The organism is Falsiporphyromonas endometrii, assembly GCF_042654485.1.
Classification (GTDB): domain Bacteria; phylum Bacteroidota; class Bacteroidia; order Bacteroidales; family Porphyromonadaceae; genus Porphyromonas; species Porphyromonas endometrii.
Genome location: NZ_JBHSGO010000039.1, coordinates 11,339 through 35,502, shown reverse-complemented (window position 1 = coordinate 35,502; position 24,164 = coordinate 11,339). Strand labels below are relative to the sequence as shown.

The 24,164-nt window shown below is 40.6% G+C and carries 18 protein-coding genes; 6 read left to right on the top strand and 12 right to left on the bottom strand.

The annotated features are described in order from the left end of the window. Positions 1 to 417: 417 nt before the first annotated feature. The 9 genes from ACFO3G_RS02155 to ACFO3G_RS02115 all read right to left on the bottom strand — a co-directional run bounded on the left by ACFO3G_RS02155 (position 418) and on the right by ACFO3G_RS02115 (position 10,530). Positions 418 to 1,419 carry a D-alanine--D-alanine ligase gene (locus ACFO3G_RS02155; protein ID WP_380077589.1) on the bottom strand — a complete coding sequence of 334 codons (1,002 nt, stop codon included), beginning with the start codon at positions 1,417 to 1,419 and terminating at the stop codon, positions 418 to 420. Then, positions 1,415 to 2,503 carry an RluA family pseudouridine synthase gene (locus tag ACFO3G_RS02150; protein WP_380077587.1) on the bottom strand — a complete coding sequence of 363 codons (1,089 nt, stop codon included), beginning with the start codon at positions 2,501 to 2,503 and terminating at the stop codon, positions 1,415 to 1,417. The genes ACFO3G_RS02155 and ACFO3G_RS02150 overlap by 5 nt, the downstream gene beginning before the upstream one ends. Before the next feature lie 126 nt (positions 2,504 to 2,629). Next, the gene (locus ACFO3G_RS02145; RefSeq protein ID WP_380077533.1) at positions 2,630 to 3,298 is read right to left on the bottom strand and encodes a PASTA domain-containing protein; all 669 of its coding nucleotides are present in this window, start codon (positions 3,296 to 3,298) and stop codon (positions 2,630 to 2,632) included. Positions 3,299 to 3,582: 284 nt separating this feature from the next. Then, a complete protein-coding gene (locus tag ACFO3G_RS02140; protein ID WP_380077531.1) occupies positions 3,583 to 4,896 on the bottom strand; it encodes an L-cysteine desulfidase family protein in 1,314 nt (437 codons plus the stop codon). A gap of 126 nt (positions 4,897 to 5,022) precedes the next feature. After that, positions 5,023 to 6,108 (bottom strand): GDP-L-fucose synthase family protein, encoded by a 1,086-nt coding sequence (locus ACFO3G_RS02135; protein WP_380077529.1) that lies wholly within the window; start codon positions 6,106 to 6,108, stop codon positions 5,023 to 5,025. A 2-nt stretch (positions 6,109 to 6,110) separates the two neighbouring features. Then, positions 6,111 to 7,271 carry a GDP-mannose 4,6-dehydratase gene (gene gmd, locus ACFO3G_RS02130; RefSeq protein WP_380077527.1) on the bottom strand — a complete coding sequence of 387 codons (1,161 nt, stop codon included), beginning with the start codon at positions 7,269 to 7,271 and terminating at the stop codon, positions 6,111 to 6,113. A 56-nt stretch (positions 7,272 to 7,327) separates the two neighbouring features. Next, positions 7,328 to 7,852 (bottom strand): FHA domain-containing protein, encoded by a 525-nt coding sequence (locus ACFO3G_RS02125; RefSeq protein ID WP_380077525.1) that lies wholly within the window; start codon positions 7,850 to 7,852, stop codon positions 7,328 to 7,330. Position 7,853: 1 nt separating this feature from the next. Further along, positions 7,854 to 9,599: a S41 family peptidase gene (locus ACFO3G_RS02120; RefSeq protein WP_380077523.1), complete on the bottom strand. Its 1,746-nt coding sequence runs from the start codon at positions 9,597 to 9,599 to the stop codon at positions 7,854 to 7,856. Between the two features lie 661 nt (positions 9,600 to 10,260). Then, complete coding sequence (locus ACFO3G_RS02115) at positions 10,261 to 10,530, bottom strand: hypothetical protein (protein ID WP_380077521.1); 270 nt, start codon at positions 10,528 to 10,530, stop codon at positions 10,261 to 10,263. Positions 10,531 to 10,836: 306 nt separating this feature from the next. Here ACFO3G_RS02115 and ACFO3G_RS02110 point away from each other — a divergent pair, with 306 nt between their 5' ends. From ACFO3G_RS02110 to gcvP, 4 genes are read left to right on the top strand one after another with little or no spacing between them, the layout of a single operon-like run. Beyond that, a complete protein-coding gene (locus ACFO3G_RS02110; protein WP_380077519.1) occupies positions 10,837 to 11,661 on the top strand; it encodes a DUF3298 and DUF4163 domain-containing protein in 825 nt (274 codons plus the stop codon). 15 nt (positions 11,662 to 11,676) lie between these two features. Further along, entirely contained in the window at positions 11,677 to 12,306 is a 630-nt protein-coding gene (gene rsmG / locus ACFO3G_RS02105) for a 16S rRNA (guanine(527)-N(7))-methyltransferase RsmG (protein WP_380077517.1), read from the top strand. 32 nt (positions 12,307 to 12,338) lie between these two features. Continuing rightward, positions 12,339 to 12,953: an MBL fold metallo-hydrolase gene (locus ACFO3G_RS02100; protein ID WP_380077515.1), complete on the top strand. Its 615-nt coding sequence runs from the start codon at positions 12,339 to 12,341 to the stop codon at positions 12,951 to 12,953. A gap of 32 nt (positions 12,954 to 12,985) precedes the next feature. Then, positions 12,986 to 15,844 (top strand): aminomethyl-transferring glycine dehydrogenase, encoded by a 2,859-nt coding sequence (gene gcvP, locus ACFO3G_RS02095; RefSeq protein WP_380077513.1) that lies wholly within the window; start codon positions 12,986 to 12,988, stop codon positions 15,842 to 15,844. 272 nt (positions 15,845 to 16,116) lie between these two features. On the opposite strand, the gene ACFO3G_RS02090 is transcribed toward gcvP, so the two are convergent. Next, a complete protein-coding gene (locus ACFO3G_RS02090; protein ID WP_380077511.1) occupies positions 16,117 to 17,433 on the bottom strand; it encodes a serpin family protein in 1,317 nt (438 codons plus the stop codon). 379 nt (positions 17,434 to 17,812) lie between these two features. Between ACFO3G_RS02090 and ACFO3G_RS02085 the strand changes: the two genes are divergently transcribed. Together ACFO3G_RS02085 and ACFO3G_RS02080 are read left to right on the top strand one after the other, a co-directional pair. Next, positions 17,813 to 18,289, top strand: coding sequence for a peptidase associated/transthyretin-like domain-containing protein (locus ACFO3G_RS02085; protein ID WP_380077509.1), 477 nt, complete (start codon positions 17,813 to 17,815; stop codon positions 18,287 to 18,289). 63 nt (positions 18,290 to 18,352) lie between these two features. Then, positions 18,353 to 20,011: a TonB-dependent receptor gene (locus ACFO3G_RS02080; RefSeq protein ID WP_380077507.1), complete on the top strand. Its 1,659-nt coding sequence runs from the start codon at positions 18,353 to 18,355 to the stop codon at positions 20,009 to 20,011. Between the two features lie 48 nt (positions 20,012 to 20,059). Here the strand turns inward: ACFO3G_RS02080 and aroB are convergent, their stop codons facing one another. Together aroB and alaS are read right to left on the bottom strand one after the other, a co-directional pair. Further along, a complete protein-coding gene (gene aroB / locus ACFO3G_RS02075; protein WP_380077505.1) occupies positions 20,060 to 21,145 on the bottom strand; it encodes a 3-dehydroquinate synthase in 1,086 nt (361 codons plus the stop codon). 82 nt (positions 21,146 to 21,227) lie between these two features. Then, entirely contained in the window at positions 21,228 to 23,855 is a 2,628-nt protein-coding gene (alaS, locus tag ACFO3G_RS02070; protein WP_380077585.1) for an alanine--tRNA ligase, read from the bottom strand. Between the last annotated feature and the right edge of the window lie 309 nt (positions 23,856 to 24,164).

Genomic DNA, 24,164 nt, shown 5'->3' with positions numbered 1-24,164 from the left:
ATTGCTCTCTAACCAAACGGTATCACCTATTTCGAGGCATCAGCCTGAAAATCATGCTTAGTTTTATCGGACAGCCAACCTTTCAATACATTCAAAAAGGAAAAACCATCCATTTAGGCAAACTCTTTGTCCCATAAAGCATTCGCTTGGATCAAATGCTGATTGATGACTCAATCTTGAAAATGTTTGTATCGGACAGCCGACATTAGAATCCCAAAAGGGGAGCTTATCTTTCAAAATTGAAATGCTCTTCTACATTAATAGGGTGTTTGAGAGACTTCAATATACCCTCATCTACCCTAATCTGACAGCAATATATCCAAATATCTCAATAGAAAGAGACTCTTCTGACCGAAGGATATAGCTTGCTACATGAGCAAAGTTAGAGTATAAAATAAGCCAATATTGCAATTTGTGTCATGACAACTTCTGCGAGATAATATCTGTCAATACTTCTGTCATCGTCATGCCCGCAGCACGCACTTGCTGAGGAATAAAACTGGTTGCAGTCATTCCGGGGGTCGTATTTACTTCAAGCAAATATGGTACACCCGATTCGTTTACAATATAATCTGCACGGATAAATCCATGAGCGTGGACATATCCATAGATTTTCATTGTAAGAGATTGCAATCGATCTCTCAAATCATCGGGAATGCGAGCAGGAGTAATCTCATCCACAGCCCCTTTGTATTTCGCCTCATAATCAAAAAATGTATTGTGACTCACAACCTCGGTCAATGGAAGTGCGACACAACCTTTACCTTCCGAATAATAACAGCCACAAGTAACCTCTGTACCGGTTAGGAGCGATTCAATCAAGACCTCGTTTGCCTCATCAAAGGCTTTCTTTATGGCAGGGAGAAGATCCTCCTTGTTAGACACCTTGAAGGTAGCTATAGAAGATCCACCCGCATTAGGCTTCACAAAGACCGGAAGTCCCAACTGCATAACTACATCATCCTCCTTTGGAATATTGTGGAGAGTACGAACTTGTATGGACTTAGCCACATGAATATCGGGAAAGCTACTCAAGTAGTGATTACATGCAAACTTGTCGAATGTCAGAGATTCGGTCAAAACACCTCCTGTGTTGTAAGGAATCTGAAGCATATCAAAATAGCCTTGAAGAAGACCATTCTCCCCGGGAGTACCATGTATAGTAATAAAGGCATATTCAAAACGAATCGTTTCCCCATTACCTAAAGTACATCCAAATACATTCTTATCAACAGGTAGATTAAGAGACTCCCCTTGGGGACCTTCTACCACAGACCATCCTTCGTGATCCAACTTAATGAGATAAGGTGAAAACTTACTTCTGTCAATCCATTGCATCAGCGACTTAGCTGAAGCAATGGAGACTTTCCATTCTCCGGAATAGCCACCGGCTACTACGGCAATAATTGATTGATTAATCATTGGTCAAAGTGTGTGTATATGCCTGCCAACGCATCAGCAGACGTGTCATATCATCCGGCAATTCTGAGTCGAAACTCATCCACTCACCGGTATGCGGATGTTCAAAACCAAGGGTCTTGGCATGCAAAGCCTGCCTGGGACACAATGCAAAACAATTGTTTACAAACTGCTTGTATTTAGCTGTTGTATTTCCTCTTAGGATCTTTGAGCCACCATATTTATCATCAGAAAATAGAGGATGGCCAATCGAAGACATATGAGCTCGTATTTGATGTGTTCGCCCTGTCTCAAGACGACATTCAATCCATGAGGTAAAAGCCAATTCCTCCAAGACGGTATAATGGGTAATAGCCGGTTTGCCGATTTCACTATTCGGAGCAAAGACTTTCATCACTACCCTATCCTTAGGATCTCTGGCAATATTTCCCTCTATCGTACCTTCCGGAGAATCAAAGCGTCCCCATACAAGAGCACGATAAGTACGAGCAGATGTTTTATGAAAAAATTGATTGGCAAGATGAGCCTTGGCATCATCTGTTTTGGCAACTACCAGAAGCCCGCTCGTATCTTTGTCTATACGATGTACCAACCCCAGACGAGGATCTTTAGATACATAACCGGGTTGATTCTGAAAATAATAAGCCAAAGCATTTAACAGAGTATCCGAATAATTGCCATGGCCCGGATGGACAACCATGCCGGCCGGCTTATTTACAACCAAAAGGTAAGAGTCTTCGTAAACAATATCGAGAGGGATATCTTGAGGGATAATCTCAAATTCTGCACGAGGTCTGGTCAAACAAAGAGTCAGCACATCCCCCGGTTTCACCTTATAACTGCTCTTGATAGCTTGATTATTGGCAAAAACATAACCGGCCTCAGCAGCTAACTGAATACGATTTCTTGAAACTCGCTTAAGTCTGTCATGAAGAAACTTATCAGCTCTCATCAATGCCTGACCCGGATCTGCAACAAAACGGAAATGTTCGTAGAGACCATTTTCGGATGAGCCATTGTCTTCGTCCTGAAAATCATCCTCTTCATCTTCATAATCCAACGGATCATAAGACGATTGAGACATGGGACTATCATATTGCTCCGAAGAATCTTCACCAAGATTATAAGACATAGTATAAAGTAAACATATTTAAATAGAAGTGGCAGACCGCCTGCCACAAATAACATTCAACAAGCACTCAAGCAAATATTACAACCAACTCTCATTTGAATTAGACTTGTCGTGCTTAACTGAATCCAACTCTTCAATATCCGGTTTCTCCAGCAGTGCCGAATCAGCTTCGTATGTAACAACAGCCTTCCTGCTGACACATATTACCAAAGGAGTGTTGAGCTCGATACGATCTCCTTGAGCAAGGCTGCGTCCATCATCTGTCTCAATGCCGGTAACAAGGTCTTGATGCTCACCATCAACATATCTTTCCGTAATTGAAGTAAATCCCAAACCTTCCAAAGTGTATCGGGCTTGTCTCAAAGACAGATCCTTCAAATCAGGGATAATGCCTTTTTGAGGTGTAGAAGCGTTAACTGTGATAAATATAATTCGGCCCGGCTTAACCTTACTTCCAACCTCAGGCACCAACTCTACGATAGCTCCAAGAGGATACTGACGGCTATACACCGAGTCTACAACCTCATATCGCAAACCCAATTCATCGAGTTTGCCCATAGCCTCATCGACTGTCATACCTTTCAATTCCGGAACAACTCTATATTGTCCATGACGAGTGTACAAAGAGGTGCCCAAGATAACCACAAATATGATAAAGCATGAGATTAAAATCATAGCTACAATACTGGCGATAAAAGGATGCTTAGCACTCCATTTTCCTATCAAACTATCTTTCAAATTTATCATAAGTTCTTTCCTTAAGGAATAATTATAGCCGCACAAAACGACATCGTAGGACAAAGTTCGTTAAAAATGACAATAATACAAAGAGGTGAGTTGATCCAACAAACGATTAGAACCTCTTTGTACATCAGTCTCAAAAGCGTCTATAATAACAAGAGGGATTGTGACATTTCACAAATATGACACAACCCCTTCTTATATAATTATGTTGTTTACTCGACCATCTATCCCCGATACCAAGCAATAAGGAAACAGCTTAGCATCAATATATCGATGGAAGGCAAGTACTACTTATTCTTACTTGTCATAATTTTCAAAACGAGTTGGTCTGTTTCACACATAGCTTCACGACCAATAGAAGTCAGATTGTCGACAGTCAGATCCACATCATTGTCAACGATACCTTCAGAAGATGTCACAACCTTTTGTTCCATTGCCAAAAGGGCTGAGAGCATAGCAGAGCTAACACCGCTTGTCACCTTCATGGCACAACTCGGTTTTGCACCATCACAAAGCATACCTGTGATATTGCCCACCATATTTTTAATAGCAAAGCCTATCTGCTCTTTAGTTCCTCCCATCAGATATGTAATACCACAAGACGAACCGGTTGCGGCCACTACACAACCACAAAGGGCAGAAAGTCTTCCAAGTTTCTGCTTGATATAGACAACCATGAGATTACTAAGGATCAACGCACGAATGGTTTCTTCATGACTCTTTTTCTCATCCTCAGCAAAAGTAAGCACCGGCAAAGTAGCTGTAATACCCTGATTGCCACTTCCACTATTAGACATCACCGCTACTGGAGCTCCATCCATTCGTGCATCACAAGCAGCCCCGGTATATGTAAGCATTCTTGTCAAATGGCTGTTTCCAAGATACTTTTGTCCCAAAGGACTTTGAATCATTCGGCCTACGGCATGCCCATATTCTCCTTTTAAAGATGCGTTGGAAGCATTTTTATTGAGTACTGCAGCCTCTTTGATAAACTCTAATTTCTCTATCGGCGTAGTCATTGCAAACTCATAAACCAAATCAAAGTTTAGAGTAATATCTTCCTCCACAGCAGTGTCGTTGCCGGCACATTCACCTTTGTTACTCTTCTTTGTTGAGACAACTTTATTGTCAAACAGCAAAGTAGAAATATTGGTATGCTGCTTTTCGATAATAGCCGTAGAGTTATGTCCCCCGGCTGATATATTGACTTCTATATAAAGTTTATCAACATCACCGGGCTTGAGTTGAATATTAATTAGACCGGTATTATTAACCATATCCTTTGCACGATTCATCAGCTCCTCCGGTACAGCATCCAACACCTTGAGTTCTTTGGTTGGGTCTGCCACGACATAGCCCAAAGCAATTGCTATCGGAAGCCCGATCATTCCGGTCCCGGGGATACCCACCCCCATGGCATTCTTAAGCATATTGGCAGATAGAAGGACCTCGATACGATCCGGTTCTACCGCATTGGTTGGCAATACTGATGCAGCATAAGCAACAGCAAGAGCTACAGCTACCGGCTCCGTACACCCGGTAGCAGGTACAACCTCTTTGTTGAGCAATTGAATAATTCGATCTTGTGTTTTTGTATCCATTGTAATGTGCCTTAAAAAATCTATTAATAACCCTGCCGGCTCCACCAAAAGGCCATTTGAAGCCGAGGATAAATTCTATTATACTTACTTTGTAAGAGACTTCTAAGTAATTGACTCTCCGCAATCTTAATCAGCTATCGAATCGATATACCAATTGTACAACCTTGGTACACCGTCTTCAATCTCAATCTTATGATGCCAGCCAAGAGACTGTATAAGACCGGGATCTGTAAGCTTACGCATGGTTCCGTCCGGACGTGTTTTGTCAAATACAATACGCCCCTTGTAATCGGCAACCTTTTTAACAAGTTCTGATAGTTGAGCAATCGTAAGCTCTTTGCCTGTACCAATATTGATATGACAATTGCGAATATCCCTCTCCTTATCTTTGATAAGATCTTTAAAATCGACATGCTCCATCACATAGACAGAGGCATCTGCCATCTCCTCACTCCAAAGAAACTCTCTCAGAGGTGTCCCGGAACCCCATAGCTCCAATCGATCCGCAAAAATCCCATAGCTATTCAAGATCTCGGCAATCTCATGATTGGAAGCAACTTCAATATCCAAATTAGGGAGTGGTCTTTTGGCTAAATCTCGTTTGAGAGCTTCATAATCACCCTCAAAAAGAAGTTTAGCCAAATACATCTTACGAATCATAGCAGGAAGGACATGTCCCGAAACGAGGTCAAAATTGTCATTGGGACCGTACAAATTGGTCGGCATCACAGCCAAGTAATTGGTTCCATATTGAAGGTTGAAACTTTCACACATCTTAAGTCCGGCAATCTTCGCTATTGCGTAAGGCTCATTGGTATATTCCAATTCAGAGGTCAAAAGTACATCCTCCTTCATGGGTTGAGGTGCATTTCCGGGATAGATACAGGTCGAGCCCAAAAAGAGCAGCTTCTTGACCTTATACTTATATGAAGAGCCTATAACGTTCTGCTGAATACCCAAATTGCGATATATAAAGTCCGCACGACGCTTGCTGTTGGCCATAATACCACCAACAAAAGCAGCTGCCAGAAAAACATATTGGGGACGCTCCTCATCAAAGAAGTGATCTACAGCCACAGCATCCAAAAGATCCAACTCTTGATGTGTACGCACAACAATATTGGAATAACCTTTTTGCTCCAAACATCGTTTGATAGCTGAACCGACAAGGCCTCTATGTCCGGCAACAAATATCTTATCTTCTAAATTCATAATCACTCGAAATAATTAAGAATGGTATAGCCACCCTCCTTTAGATATGCCTCTTTATGCATCAATTTGATGTCATACTTCATCATGTCTTCCACAATATCACTGAGAGAATACTCAGGTGTCCAACCCAAAACCTTCTTTGCCTTTGATGGATCGCCCAAAAGAGCTTGAACCTCAGTGGGACGGAAATAAGCCGGGTCTACAGATAATACAATTTGTCCAATAAGAGATCGCACGACCGGAAGATATTTTTCGCCTACAGTTTTGATAAACTTCGCTTCGTCCACAGATTGTACCACTGCTGTCTCTTGAAGACCTTCACCTTCAAAGCTAAGATTGATGCCGACAAAATCGAAACTCATTCTGGCAAAATCTCTCACTGAAGTGGTTACTCCCGTAGCTACCACATAATCATCGGGTCGATCTTGTTGAAGAATCATATGCATCGAACGGACATAATCTTTGGCATGCCCCCAATCTCGCGTCGCAGAAAGATTGCCAAGGTAGATTCTCTTTTGCAAACCCATGGCTATCCTACTGACCGAACGAGTAATCTTCCTCGTTACAAAAGTCTCACCACGCAAAGGAGACTCATGGTTAAAAAGGATACCATTGCTACAATGCATCCCATAAGCCTCTCTATAATTAACGGTAATCCAATATGCATAAAGCTTTGCACAAGCATAAGGGCTGCGTGGATAGAATGGGGTCTTTTCGTTTTGAGGAACAGTCTGGACAAGGCCAAAAAGTTCACTGGTAGAGGCTTGATAATAACGAGTCTTCTTTTCCAAGCCATTCATCCGAATAGCCTCAAGAAGCCTCAAAGCTCCGGTACCAACAACATCAGCCGTATATTCGGGAGATTCAAAACTAACCTTAACATGACTCATTGCACCCAAATTGTACACCTCATCCGGCTGCACCTCTCGAATGATAGAGGCCAAATTCATCGAATCAGTCAGGTCTCCATAATGAAGAAAAAAACGACGTCCCTTTTCATGGGGGTCTTGATATAGATGATCAATACGCTCTGTATTGAACAAGGAGGATCTTCTTTTGATGCCATGCACTTCATAACCAAGCTTAAGAAGATACTCGGCCAAATAGGCACCATCCTGCCCGGTAATACCTGTTATAAGAGCAACTTTATTATTTCGATTCATTGTAATATCATTTTATAAAAAATAAGCATTGCACAATGTCTATCATCGTGCAATGCTTATGGATTTGGTTCAAAAATAAGTGATGTTGCGCCCAAAGTTATAATGGTGGTATCTGTAAGATTGACCCACTCCTTTGGTTCTAAAATACGGCCATATACAAATGTACCCACTCTGCTTTCGTCATCAGCTATCTTATAGCTCCAAACACCGTTGTCATCTCTCTTAACCTGCAAAAGACAATGATGTCTATCCATCGAAGGATCACTGGTCTGAATGGCAAGATCTACATCTGTATCTTTGTTGTGTCTTCCGATTGACAAAAGCCCAGGTCCAAAGGCCAGTTCTTGTCTGTAAGCGAAGGCGTTCTCGACCACAAATATACGAGCCGGAGCCAAGTCTCCCTCTTGGTGAAGGTCATTCTGCTCCTCCTTGGTAATAAGTTTTATTTTTGCTTTCAACTGTCTCCCGCAAGCGGGACAGACTACGACTATTCGTCCATCTTGATCAGCACAAGCCTTTGTCAGCTTCTCTTTTGGCAATGTTATTAATTCGTCACAGCCGGGACAATGCACTCGCTTCATTTTATTTATCGAATGTTTGTTGAGGTTTTGACAATATAGATTGATATTTAGTACGGTCCCCTAAGATATTTATTGCCGCCTGCACATCGGTATCCGTTTTTAGAGAGTGAGCTTGCGCCCCTTCATCATATAAATATCTACGAAGAATCATCTGCTCCACAAGCTTTGAAACTTCATTGCGATTTTTCATCAATTCATTTCTTAGATTTGGCTTAAGAGCTTTTCTTAGGGCCTCAAAGGCACCTTTGGCCTGATCGTAAGTACCATCAGTTTTTGCATTCTTCTCGATTACATCCAATGCATTGATATTCATTCTATTATATGAATAATCAACTTCCTCCAACTTTTTGATAAGCTCATCATAGTCGGCATTAGACAATTTGAATGTAAAAGGATTAGGCACATCGGTATGCTTTCTGACATATTCAGTCACATAATCAACCACACCAATATTGGAAGGCAGGAAATAGACAATAGGTAAAACGGTATCCACCTTAACTTCAATATCGGGAGAAATGCCACCACCTCCGGTTACCAATCGGTGATTGGCAGTATAAAAAACAGAGAGCGAATCTTTGGTAGAACTATTAAGACGACCACCCAGATCATCCTTCTGAACGCATCGGCCGCTCGGGGTATGATACCGGGAGGTAGTAAATTTCAAAACACCACCGTTAGGGAGCTGCAAAACACTCTGCACAACCCCTTTGCCAAAACTTTTACGACCTACAATGACTGCACGATCATAGTCTTGCAGAGCTCCGGCCAAAATTTCTGACGATGAAGCCGAATTCTCATTGATAAGGATCACAATCGGAAGTTTTGGGAAAAGAGGACTATCTGTCGTTTCATAAGTCTGCAACACAATATTGTCACGTCCCTGCAATTGAGCGATGGACTTACCCTTGGGAAGAAAAAGATTGGCAAGTTTCACAGCTTCGCTAACCAAACCTCCACCATTGGAACGCAAGTCCAAAATCAAGCTTTTGAGATGCTTGGTCTTCTCAAGCGAAACTAAAGCGTTTTTAGTCTGCTCAAACGTTTTGTCATTAAAGGTATTGATTGATATATACCCAATGTCGGTAGATGGAACAATACCATAGTAAGATACAGGAGGAACCACTACCGACTCTCGCTTAAATCTAAACACCTTCTTCTTGCCATTGCGCAAAGCAGCAACAACAATGTCTGTATCGGGCTTTCCTCTAAGTGACTCACTAACTTGTGGCAAAGGTAAAGACAAACAATCCTTACCATCGATAGATTGAATTATATCTCCGGGCTTAAGACCGGCTCGGTCTGCAGGCATCCCCTTGATGACCGAAACAATCATCGTAGAGCTATCAGGTCTGGCCATCAAAGTCGCACCAACACCTCCGTACTCTCCTGTACGCATAAAGTCAATCTCCTCCTTATCATCGTTGGTATAATAAGTTGTATAAGGGTCAAGATTGCCAAGCATACAATTGATGGTATAGTCGGTCAGAGTATCCACCGGAAGATTATCTACATAATACATCTGAATATTCTGAAGGACACTGGTATAGACTTGCAAAGCATTCAAATATGCCTGATACTTGTCATTGAGAGTAGAATCATTTTCTACAACATTATCAGTCACTGAATCCTCCGAAAAGACGAAACATCTATCATTAAAATCGCCACGAGACAACTTGTTTGCTCCTGCCCCGAAAAGAGGCAAGACAAGGACCACCAGTAGCGATATCCATATTCTTTCTTTTTTCATATCCACAAAGGTAATCATTTGAAGCTCTTAATAGATATTAGAGTCTTCAAAATATAATTAAAATCTATTGCACAAAAAGCGATCTGCGTAAGTCGCTAAATGAGCATGGCCCATTCAACCTCAACAGCAGCACCTTGCATCATATTATCCTCTTTGCAAAGTCACCAAATATATGAACAAATTTACGAGAATAGCACTACACTTGGCATTCCTAATTAAGAAGGAAACAACTATTAAAGGAGATATACAGCATATTATTTCGCTAAATCTATCTCTTATAATGTAAATTATGTAAATTTATTTAGACCTTTCTTTAGTATAAAAACAGTCCATTCTTAACTCCAAAACGGGTTGAATAGAGACAAAGCCAAGAGATAATAGAACGAAACCGTCCTATCTGAATGTTAATATATGTATAGAGGACTTTTTATGGACAAATTGGGGACTTAAAAATGGACTTTAGGCTGCTTTTTTTGTNCTATCCTCGCGCGAGGTTGCACCTGAAGTAGCGCGACTTCGCATGTCAAGGTCGCGCGAGATCAGATCCAAAGTCGCGCGAGAACGGATTGCTTCTCGCGCGAGCTTATTTGTTAAAATAGCGCATAAAAAAGCCCGTTTCGTACTATAAAACGGGCAAAGTCGTTAGGAAGGTCAGGTAACCCTAACCCTCTATTATGTGATTTTTGAGTTGAATTAATGCTACTTGAGCAGCATTCTGAATATCAGAAAACTCAACAGTATTTAACAAATACAAATCTCCTAAAATGAGCTTCACAGCCCATAGATAGAAACTATTATTGACAATGTATTTGATAACTGAGTCGGCATCTATTTGCACTTCTCCGATAAGGCACAACTTACCCCCGAGGAAGAAAGTTCCACAAAGTGAAACAATCATAAAAAGTATGGTAAGTAGTATGCTTATCTCCATGGTTGTATATTCTTTTACTGATGACTAATATACTAAAAAGGATTCTCTTTGGCAATAACACTACATTTTACTGATACTTCACAAAAGGATAATGACCTGAAATGCTCAAAGAGAACAGTCCATACAACTGAAACAAAAGCAGTTAGACAACCTTTATCATACAGATTGACAAGACGTAGACAAGCCACATAAAAAGCGTATCTTATGAAGCACGAAATAAAATAATAAACCACTATAAATATGCGTCTAAATATCAGACTTTAATTGGTATCTTTGTATAAGTAAAGAAATACAAGATTTAGATCTATGAAGTATAAAGATTCTTTTATGATGCCCACTGTGATGGTAATCATACTAACAGCTATCATCGGATGCAATAGGAACAAAACAAATGTTTCGACAGCAATTGATTTGGATACTATTACATCTCTGGAGAGCCTGCCTCTTTTGGCTGATGCCGACACCCCCTCTATGGAGGTTAGCATAAACTATATCTTTCCCAAAGAAGACACACTCCTACAAAAGAAGTTCAATTCACTCATGTTTGGAGACTCTCTTTCAGACATGAAGCCGGCAGACGCCATACGCGTATATACAAAACAACTTGGCAGTAAGTATAGAGATGACAACACATCTGCAGAATTGACAGACAACAAGCTTCCCAGCTTTTTGCTGGACCAGACGTTTGAGCTAAACGACTCCATTGTATATTCGGATGACCAATGGATAAATATACTTGTGACAAACTACATCGAAGAGGGCGGAGCTCATGGCAGTTGCACCAGAAACTTTTTCAACATCAGCAGGAAGAATGCTACTGTCGTTGAGGAGCAAGACCTGTTTAATGAAGGATATGAAGACGAATTGTCAAAAATAATCGTCGAATGTCTACTCAAACAATTGGGCAAGCAATCACCTTCCGACCTCGAATCAGAAGGATTTTTTGATTCTGAAAAGATTAGACCTAATCGCAACTTCAGCATAAACGAAAAGGGGCTGACATACTGCTTCAACGAATACGAGATTGCACCGTACGCATTTGGAACAATCTATGTGTTTATCCCGTATGAGAGACTTGAACCGATACTAAAACAAGACTCTCCAATAAAAAAGTTTATTAGTCAAAAATAAAGCAGAACAACAGCAATGATCGACCTTATCGAAAAATATTTTCAAAATCTTTCAGACCTACAGAAAAAGCAATTTGCGATGCTTCAAGAGCTATACCAAGATTGGAATAGCAAAATCAATGTGATCAGTAGAAAAGATATGGACTACCTTTATCTTCACCATGTACTGCATTCTCTCGCAATCACACAAATGATCACATTCAAAGCCGGTACAAAAATAATAGATGTCGGATGTGGAGGTGGATTCCCCGGTATCCCTCTTGCGATACTCATGCCGGATGTTAACTTCCTGCTTATTGACAGTATCAGAAAGAAAATCAAAGTCACTACTGCTATTGCAGAGGCCGTCGGTCTAAAAAATGTTCGTGCTATCCAGTGCAGAGCAGAAGAACTTAAAGATGAAAAATGCCACTTTGTAGTAAGCAGAGCAGCCATGCAGATGAAGGATCTGGTACACTCATCCATGCATCTTGTCAATACAAAAGACCAGTTTAATGCTTTGCCGAACGGTATAATCTGCCTAAAGGGCGGTAATCTGACGTCAGAGCTCAACCCATTTAAGAATAAAGCTATAGTTGAAGATATTTATCCTAATTTTGATGAGGAGTATTTCAAAACAAAACAAGTGATCTATTTACCTGTATGATAAAAGTTAAGAAATTTGTTTTCAATACGGTGATGGAAAATACATATGTAGTTTCTGACACCGAAACTAAAGAAACGGCAATCATCGACTGTGGTTGTATGTTTGAAGAGGAACAAAACAAACTCAAAAGATATATCGAAGAGGAGAAACTTATCCCGAAACTTCTACTTAGTACCCATCTGCATTTTGATCATGTATGGGGCAATGATTTTGCAATGAAAACTTGGAAACTGATTCCAAAGTCAAGCAAAGAAGACGCCATAGGGATGCCTTCTCCCGAAGAGCAAACAGGAGGTTTTATGCCGGGAAAGATCAAAAACACACCCATAGATTACATAGAACCCGGAGACAAACTCCAATTGGGTAAATTTGAGATAGAGGTCTTAATGGTACCGGGACATACCCCGGGACATCTTGCCTTTTATATTCCGCAGGCAAAATGCCTTTTTGCAGGAGACATACTTTTTTATGAAGAGATTGGCAGATGTGATCTCTGGGGTGGAAGTTTTGACAATATGATCAAGTACACTCGCTCAGAGCTACTTACCTTACCTGACGACACGACAGTTTATTGTGGACACGGTCCGGAGACAACTATCGGACACGAGAAAAGTAACAATCCATATTACAGAAGCTATTACAACTAAGCATAACAAACCCATTAAAATAATTATAAAACATGGACACCAATCAATTTGTCAACAGACATGTTGGAATCAGTGAAGCTGATGAAAAAGAGATGCTAAAGGTGATTGGAGTTGATTCGCTCGAAGAGCTGATCGACCACACCATTCCTACCAACATTAAGTTGCCCAAACCGGTAGAATTGCCGGAGCCAATGACCGAAAGAGAGCTTGAAGAACATATTCTTGAGCTCGGATCAAGAAACAAGATATTCACATCCTACATCGGACAAGGATGGTACGATACGGCTACGCCTGCAGTCATCAAAAGAGGCGTACTCGAAAGCTCTGCGTGGTATACATCTTATACACCATACCAAGCTGAAGTATCTCAAGGAAGACTCGAAGCCTTGTTTAACTTCCAAAATGTGGTAACAGATCTTACAGGACTCGAACTAACAAACTGTTCTCTCCTTGACGAAGCCACTGCAGGAGCAGAAGCTGTGATGCTTCTACATTCTGAACGCTCACGAGCTAAGGCCAAAGCTAAAGCCAATGTCGTCTTTGTAGATAAAAATGTATTTGAAACTACTAAGGCTGTTATTCGCACAAGAGCCATCCCTCAAGGAATGGAAATCGTGGAAGGAGACTGGAAGAGCGTAGAATTTACAGAAAAGATGATTGGCGCAGTCATCCAATACCCGGATGCAACAGGTGAGGTAGAAGATTACAAAGCATTTGTAGAAAAGGCTCACGCTGCTGACATCAAAGTGGCTGTTGCTGCTGATCTAATGTCTCTTGTGCTGCTTACTCCTCCGGGAGAATGGGGTGCAGACCTTGTATTTGGTACAACCCAACGCTTCGGTATTCCAATGTACAACGGAGGACCATCGGCGGGTTATCTTGCCGCAACCATGGCATACAAACGAGTGATACCCGGTCGTATCATAGGTCTATCCAAAGACGCATACGGAAAACCGGCGTTTAGACTTGCACTTCAGACCCGTGAACAGCATATCAGAAGAGAAAAGGCAACCTCCAATATCTGTACAGCACAGGCTTTGCTTGCCACAATGAGTGGGTTCTATGCTGTCTATCATGGACCGGAAGGTCTTAAGACCATTGCACACAGAATCCATGCATACACAGGATTTGTGGCAGAGGAAATCAAAAAGATGGGTTACAAGATCTCCAATCAGAACTTCTTCGACACCCTTACCATTGAAATGGCTCCGGCTGCTACAGTTGAAAAGCTTCGTGAAATTGCACTTGAATGCAATGTCAACTTCTTCTACAGAAATGATGGAAGAGTAAGCATCAGCTTGGACGAAACGACTATGCAGTCTGATCTTGGGGTATTGCTGTATATCTTCTCATCTGCTATTGACAAAGAGGTAACTATCAAAGAAGATGTATGTCCAAAGCATGTATACTTTGATAAGAAGTTTGAACGTACAAGCGAGTTCCTTACCAACGAAGTATTCAATAAGTACCATACTGAGACAGAGCTAATGAGATACATCAAACGTCTCGAAAGAAAGGATATTTCACTTGCACATTCAATGATTCCTCTTGGATCTTGTACCATGAAACTCAATGCAGCTGTTGAGTTGATTACATTATCCATGCCACAATTTGGTTGCATCCACCCATACGCTCCGGCTGATCAAAAAGAAGGATATGAAGAGCTAATTGATGGATTGAAGAAATACCTTGGAGCCATCACAGGCTTGCCCGGTGTCACACTTCAACCAAATTCAGGTGCTGCAGGTGAATATAGTGGTCTCCGTACCATTCGTACTTACCTTGAAAAGATTGGACAAGGGGACAGAAACATCGTTATCTTACCGGCTTCTGCACATGGTACCAATCCGGCTTCTGCCGTACAATGCGGCTACAAAACTGTCAATGTTGACTGCGACGAAAAGGGAAATGTTGACTGGGATGACTTTATGAAAAAGACTGAAGAGTACAAAGATCAGATTGCAGCAATGATGATCACCTACCCTTCAACACACGGCATCTTCGAAACCAACATTATAGACCTTTGTAAGAGAATCCACGAGATTGGAGGACAAGTATATATGGATGGTGCAAATATGAACGCTCAAGTATGTATCACCAACCCGGGATATATTGGAGCTGACGTTTGTCACCTCAATCTTCACAAGACATTTGCTATCCCTCACGGTGGTGGTGGCCCCGGTATGGGCCCGATCTGCGTAGCTCCACACCTCATCGACTGCCTGCCTCAACATTGCTATGGACAGCCGGGATATGAAGGTACGGAAGTGGCAGCAGCCCCCAATGGAAGTGCAGGTATAGCCGCCATCACATACAGCTATATCAGACTGCTTGGTTATGAAGGTCTCAGGAGAGCCACCGGCATCGCCATACTCAACGCCAACTATCTTGCTTGCAGATTTAAAGATACTTATGGTATCGTATACACAGGTGCAACCGGAAGAGTCGGACACGAATGTATAGTAGACTGCCGCAAACTCAAAGACTGGTGTGGTTGTGACGAAAATGATATCTCTAAAAGACTTATGGACTTTGGATATCATGCGCCTACCCTTTCATTCCCGGTTCATGGCACACTGATGGTCGAGCCTACAGAGAGCGAAAGCAAAGAAGAGCTTGATCGTTTTGTCGAAGTAATGGAATGTATCTGGCAAGAAATGACAGAGGTTGCAGAAGGCAAAGCGGACAAAGAGGACAATGTCCTTAAGAATGCGCCTCACCCTGAGTACGAAATTGTGGCTGATGAATGGAAACACTCATACCCAAGATCAAAAGCTTGCTACCCATTGGAATATCTAAGAGACAACAAGTTCTGGATCAATGTGGCACGAATTGACAACGGATATGGAGACAGAAACCTCATTCCAACATACAAATGTGCTTGTGACTAATAAGGTCCAATAAATCTAAAACATAAAAAGAGGCTGTGTCATTAATCATAATGGCTCAGCCTCTTTCTTATTATCTCAGAGTCTTCTGCTCAACTCGTGACTGTTGCATAATGGCGATTTGCCTCGTTGCTTTCGGTAATCGGCTTCGGTCACATACCCCAAGTACGCCTCCTTAGCACTACCCCTCATCGCCTTGCATCTCATCCATTCTTCAAAATTCCTAAATTAGCTTGTAATTTGTGTGAATGGCACCTTGTGCAAACATTCTCAACTCATTTGTTAAAACTATTGACAGCCCCTATAAAGACGGCTTTGGAAGACTTTTCATGCATCAAGATAAAAAAGAATGGTCTATTGACATCAAGAACAACATCCTCTTGATTCGAGTTAGAATCTGAAGGCATCGGAATAACCGTGGAAGCAGCTGCAGCTTCCACACCTTTTTCATCCCATCCTACATATGTTTTTTGATATACATTAAACCCATTGTTAATATGGTTTTGGGTAGTAAATAGATTAGATAAGACATAGTCGGCTGGGAAACCCATCTCCATAAGTGGTTGACCCAAATCCATTTTATCGGAATAGGTACTAAGTTTCGGCAAAAAGACTTCTACATCATAGGTCTTAGAATGCCCAATTTTCTCAATAGGATTCCATTCGGCAAGTTTAGAAGGATCAAGAGATAAATCTTTGGACTTGGGTAAAACAATCAAAAGAGAAAATTGATTGTTGTTTAGGGGGAGAGAAGCTATCTGAACTTCATTATTCTCACAATATCTCATTGTCCACGTTGTTTTATTCATTGTCGGGACCATCACTTTACTTCCATCGGCATTTCTAAATGGCCTTTCTTTAGTATTGTCTGCCAAGAACTCATCATTCCAAGGAGAATAAAAATAGACCGCATTACATAATACCAGACTTCTATTCTCAATATCCTGAGGAGCTAGCAACTTGTCAATGTGACCATATGTTTTGAGATTGATCCATTTATTCATTGTCGATACAGCTTCACGAGCGGGTAAAAATGGTATGAATCCCACTTCAGCACCCAAATACTTGCCCAAAGTTTCTCCGTAAGAAGGAAGATAATCTTTGCGAACATCCGATATCCATGCAATATTAGCCGGGAATATTCGCTGCTTCTCATCACTCTTGACCATATTGTCAGTCAAGTCAGAATAAAACTGCAACAGTTCGTCCCTTCCAATATTCTCCAGATTCATAGCTTTGGTAAACTTAGTGTACGACTGATCGTCAAGTGCTGCCAAAAACATTGTCAAACACAACTCGATTGAATAAGGTGAGATAACCGTAATCGGTTGTCCTTGCGCTTCTTTAGCGTAATTGGAAAAAAGACTGTACCCGAATCGATTGGTTGCTTCAACCATCTTCATCTGAGCATCACTTATGTGTGAAAGGTCCAAATCCCGCCTATCATTTGGCAAAGAGGCTCCATCTTTTGGCAATGGAATATTATTCTGATACTTAGCCACGGCCTTAGAGTCTACACCTTTTGTATCTTTACTACAGCTAACGCTAAAAAGAGCTATACAAATAGCTATCAAACAATAAAACTTAGTCATAACAGGAATATTTTTATTAGTTCTTTATACTATAAATGCAGATTAATCTCAAATACTACATCAAATATCAACAAATAAATTTGATTTATTTATCAGTTCTTTATACATAAATGCAGATTAATCTCATATACTGCATCAAATGTCAACAAATAAAACACGACGATACTCTATATGGAAAAGATAGGATAATAGCATAATTTGTTAATTATATTTTACCATCTTTGGTAATAAAACAAATCAATCACATTTAATTAACAGTAATAATGAATAAGATTAGCATTCTTTTATGCCTTATCGTAGCAATCACTTCAGGCATAAAAGCTCAAGACTTTTATATCTCCGGGAAAGTTACGGACAATAGATCGATACCGCTTGCCGGTTGTACTGTGGTTCTTCATGCCGGGGATACAAAAGAGATATACAAAGGAGTTTCAAGCAACAATATGAGGGTGACTTTAGAATAGATGGAATAAGAAAGGGGAGCTACCTCCTTTCGATTAGTTTTATTGGATTTAGGGAGTACAAGAAAGACTTTCGCATTGACAAAAACATCAATCTGGGGAAGATCATTCTACAAGAAGAGGTACAATCACTCAACGAATTGGTTATTACGGGAAAAACAGTCAAAAGGTTTAGTGATAAAAAGGAATATAAAATTACCGCTAAAGACAAAGAAAACTATTCGGATGCCCTTTCTGCAATGGAATATCTTCCTCGCATCAAAGTCGTAAACCAACAGTTGATGTTGGAGGGAGGCAAAGCTGTGAAGATCCTAATCAATGGTGTACATTCAGCCACAATAGATCTATCCACAATTTCACCTTCAAATATCGACAAGATAGAATATTATACATAGCCACCCGTCCAATACTCCAACCTTGGACTTGGAGCAGTTATCAATATCATAACTAAAACCAAGGTGACCGGAGGTTCGTTTGGGGTAAATACACAAAATGCTTTGACAACGGGTTTGGGGAATGACATAATCAATGGCAGATACAATTTTGGCAACACACAGATAGGACTTACTTATCATATCAGCTATCGAAACTACAGCAAACGCATTTTGGATGAGATGATGCGTTACAAACCCAAAGATCAGTACATAGAGAAAGATAAGAAAGGACATAAGAGTCCTTATGCCTACGAGGATCAAACCATAGAGCTGAACCTTACCAACAGCAAAGCCAAAAGCTATGTATCCAATACAAAACTAAGCTTATCTTCTTTTGACAGAAGAAGAACTTCCACTCAAGACATTTCATTTATTAAAGGTGAACTTACAGCACAAAAAAGAGCTTTTAGCAGAGATAATGACAGCTATATCAAACCGGTTGCAGATATTTACTACAACAAACTCTTTGGACAAAAGCATGAGATTACCCTTAATGCAGTAGGAACTTATTTTAAAACAAAATACGACTACGCTTACAATGAACAAAGCGACAAGACAGAGCATTTTAATACGGCTACAAACATAAGAACAGACAAATACTCTCTCATTGGAGATTTCCTATACAACCTCAAATTGAAGCAAAACCAAGTCTTTGTCGGAGCAAGATATATGTATTCACACAGCAAGCAAGAAGATCTTCCAAAACCAAATAATATCACCGAAAACGAGCTCTACTGCTTCTCCGGAGTGACAGGTATGCTTGGCAACAAGATAAGCTACAACGCAAGTATAGGACTAAGCAACAACCACTTCAATACCCTACTCGATCAATCATTTGATTACACATATTTCAGACCGGAAGTAAGATTAAGCTACTTTATTGACGAAAGTTCCGAATGCAATCTCAATTACGAAATCAACACCAACACGCCGTCTATTGGACAGCTCACCAACAATCCCTACTACAAGGGTCAAAACTACATTTTTGTCGGAAACACCAACTTAAATCCCAATAACAGACATCATATATCACTTTCGTATTTCAAAGGAATCAAGAAATTTGTAATCAATGCTGAAACGTCGTTCGACCACGCATCCAAACCCATTGCCCCCGTATTCAAAACAAATAATACGGACATCATCGAAACCTTTGACAATATCGATTACAGCAATATGGCAAAAGCAAGTCTCTTTTTGCAGTGGTACCCTCTTAATGGCAATTTACTCAGATTGAGGATATATAGCGAAGTATATCATCAACAAAACAAATTAGACAATGAGAAATGGAGCTATACGGACTACATGGTAGCACCATCCATTAAAATCAACTATAAGAAATGGAGCTTCGAAACCTGCTTCCAGTCTGCAAGGACCAGCTTGGATGGACAGATAAAAAGAGAAGTCTCAAGTCTCTTTTACTCCGAACTATCATATAGACCGATCAAAAATATGAACATCACTGCAGGTCTGAGATACCCATTTTACGACGGCACAAGTACAAAATACAAAACAACAGGTACCAACCTGATATCCCGGACAGAGTCTGAATTGATAAAAAGCAATGCCAATATGGTCTATATCAACTTTGCATACAACTTTACATTCGGAAAATCTAAACCAAATGTCAAACTAAAGATGAACAATCAGGATAATGACTCCGGTGTACTCAATAGAGACAACTAAACTATACTGAATCGGATAATGGACTTTTGTAGCAGAGATGAAGCAATATCAACACAACATCTCTCTATAAAAGTCCAATCCATTTTTGAGCTCTTCATCATCAACCTCCAATAGTACCGGTTCACCCAAAGAGCGCATCCCAACATAGCTGACAGCTTTTGAAATATTCTTCTTGTCCTGCTTCATCAGCTTTAGAAGGGGGTCGTATTCCTTACATGTAAAAAGAAGAGGTGCGTAATTTTCTTTTGCAAGATATATCAGTTGATGCAATATATCCGAGGGAAAGCCCAAGAGTTGATTGCTCATATAGAGTTCTGCTATCAAACCTGCTATCACAGCTTCGCCATGCGAAACCAAATCTCTATCTGTCCCAAACGAAGATTTACTATTGATAAAATAGCTTTCCAAAGCATGTCCGATCGTATGTCCAAGATTGAGACATTTTCGCAATCCATTGTCATACAAATCTTCTTTGACCACAGCTTCTTTGTACTTCATCGAAAGATCAACAAAGTACTGCCATTCTTCAGAGTCCGAATACAAAGGATCAAACTGAATGACCCGTTGCCACATATCACCACCGACAAGAAGAGAATGCTTTACGATTTCTCCAAATCCTGAAAGAAGCTCTTTTTGTGTAAGAGTGGATAAAAAAGAAGAATCGCCACATACAGCGATAGGTAGATGAAAAGCACCCAACAAATTTTTCACTCCCAGATAATCCACAGCAGTTTTACCACCTATAGCGGCATCTACCATGCCCATAAGAGTCGTTGGCACATTGATTGTGGATATTCCTCTCTTATAAATTGACGCACAAAATCCTCCAAGATCGGTAAGGACTCCACCTCCAACATTGACAACAACATCATTGCGATTTACTTTTGACTCTGTAAAAAAACGCCAGACCTTTTGACATTGATCAAGGTGCTTATACTCTTCCCCCGCTTCAATCAATAGAATATGTTCTTTGGGCAGCAAATCCATAAGAGGATACAAGGTATCGGCATGAATTTCAAGCAAAATCTTATCAAGAATCATAAAAACACGATCGATACCCAACTCTATAAGATATGGTACCAATTCACACTTGAGGGCATTTGGTCCAGAGAAGATAATTGATGAATGGTTCATAAAGCACAAATAAAAGAAAAGGAGATTGTGTATGCCCAAAAGGATACACAACCTCCGTAATGAATGTCTAATTTCAAAACACTTATTTTAGTTGGGCAAGCTCGACTATCTTATCCAAAGCATTGGACAAGCCACCGACATCTTTACCTCCGGCAGAAGCAAAATGTGGCTGACCACCTCCACCACCTTTGATTAGTTTGGCAGCCTCCCTAACGATTTGTCCCGCATTGAGACCTTTTTCCGTTAGATTCTTAGCAATACCGACAGTCAAGGTAGGCCTTCCTTCGTTAGAGGTAGCTGCAGCAAAGAAATAAGACTCCTTAACTGCCGAATCAATTCTAAAAGCAACATCTCGTATCACCTCTGCAGGAATGTCTTTCGCTTCCAATCTAAACAATCTCACGCCTCCTACTTCAGTAGTATCAGCAAGCAATTTATCTTTTATCTCAGCTGCCCTTCTCTTGAGAGCCTCTTCTTGCAACTTCTTTAGTTGAGCATTCTCCTCGATAAGTTTCTGAAGAGCTTTGACCGGTTGAGGATTGTTATTCAATAGACCTTTGAGTTCTGCAATAAGATCGGACTGTTGATAAAGATATTCCTCTGCTCCGACACCTGTCACAGCTTCTATACGACGAATGCCGGCAGCTATAGAGCTTTCACTAACAATCCTAAATGTCCCAATCATCCCTGTAGATGGTAGATGAGTACCACCACACAATTCTATTGAATCTCCATACTTAAGGACACGAACTTCATCTCCATACTTCTCACCAAACAAAGCCATGGCTCCAAAAGCTATTGCTTCTTTGATTGGCATATTGCGACGCTCTTCTCTTGGCAAGTCCATGCGAATACGCTCATTGACTCTACGCTCTACCTGACGAATCTCTTCATCGGTCATCTTGGCAAAATGAGAAAAGTCAAATCTAAGAACTTCAGGACTCACAAAAGACCCCTTTTGTTCCACATGAGTACCCAATATTTCTCGCAAAGCCTGATGAAGAAGGTGAGTCGCAGTATGGTTGCATTCAGACGCCCGACGACGATCGGCATCAACAACGGCATGATAACTACCGGTTACCTCTTGAGGCATCTTTTTCATCAAATGAACCGGAAGATTGTTCTCTCGCTTAGTATCAAAGATTGGATATTTTTCACCCAACGAATCCTCTAAGTAACCGCTATCTCCTACTTGTCCTCCCATTTCGGCATAGAAAGGAGATACAGATAAGACTACTTGATAGAAAGTCTCTTTTTTCTGTTTGATAAGCCTATAACGCAAAATCTTACAATCTGCCTCGAGAGCATCATAACCTACAAATTCAGTTTCTCCGGACTCAAGCTCAACCCAGTCATCCGTCTCAACTGCAGCCGCATTGCGCGCACGATCTTTTTGTTTTTGCATCTCAGCTTCAAAGCCTTTGATATCAGCTTCCAAGCCCTGCTCTCTAAGTATGAGTTCAGTCAAATCAAGAGGGAATCCAAAAGTATCATACAAAGTAAATGTATCCACACCACTCAATATTTTTGTTCCCTTCTCTTTTGCCTCTTCAATCTTCTTATCCAAAAGTTTAATACCGGTTTCGAGGGTACGCAAAAAGCTCTCTTCCTCCTCCTTAATAACCTTCTCGATCAAAGTCTTCTGAGCTTTCAATTCAGGATAGGCTTCACCCATCGAATCAATCAAGGTAGGAAGAAGTGCATACATAAATGCATCTCTACGATCCAGGAAAGTGTACCCATAACGAACAGCACGCCTTAGAATACGACGGATTACATAGCCTGCCTTAGCATTGGATGGAAGCTGACCATCTGTTATTGCAAATGCAATCGTACGAATATGATCGGCTATCACTCGCATGGCAATATCCACTTGTTCGTCTTGACCATACACCTTACCGGACATTGTGCCAATAGCTCTAATAAGTGGTTGAAACACATCTGTATCATAGTTGGATTGCTTACCCTGAAGTGCCATACAAAGGCGCTCAAAGCCCATTCCGGTATCAATAACCTTGTGAGGAAGACCCGACAAATGTCCGTCTGCATGACGGAGATACTGCATGAAAACAAGATTCCAAATCTCTACTACTTGAGGATGATCTTTATTGACCAAATCTTTACCACTGATTTTTTTGCGCTCATCATCACTTCTTAAATCAATATGAATCTCACTGCAAGGACCACAAGGACCGGTGTCACCCATCTCCCAAAAATTATCATGGCGATTGCCATTGATGATGCGGTCCTCAGCAATATGACGAGCCCAAAAACCGGCAGCTTCATCATCACGCTCCAGGCCTTCTTCTTTGCATCCTTCAAAAACGGTAACATACAAACGATCGGGAGAAAGCTTCAAAACGTCTACCAAATATTCCCACGCATAGGCAATGGCATCCTCTTTGAAGTAATCACCAAAGCTCCAGTTACCAAGCATTTCAAACATGGTATGATGGTATGTGTCTCTTCCAACCTCTTCCAAATCATTGTGTTTGCCACTAACGCGGAGACATTTCTGTGAATCGGCAACACGACGAGCTTTTGGCTCAGTATTGCCAAGTATAATATCCTTAAACTGGTTCATGCCCGCATTTGTAAACATCAGGGTTGGATCACCCTTTATAACCATAGGGGCTGATGGTACTATCTTATGTCCTTTGCTTGCAAAAAAATCAAGAAAAGACTGGCGTATCTCTTTTGCTGTCATAATAAAAATCCTTTTCTAATCTACAAAAGTAATGCTTTTAATGCGGAGTAATGTAACTTCAACGCAAATATGTCTTTAGAGTTTGACTACGATTATGAAGTTATATGAGGATGACTATTGTTTCTTCGAAAAAAGTATAGCCCATTATACTTGGCAAAAATTGGACAGAATGGCGATGATCACTTCATTTATAATCAATAATCAATGGATAGAATACATAGCAATTATTACGAAGATTATTCATGCTAATGGACTCCTTTGTAGTCAAAAATAGAATATCAAAGCACATCATAATAGATAAATAATGTAAAC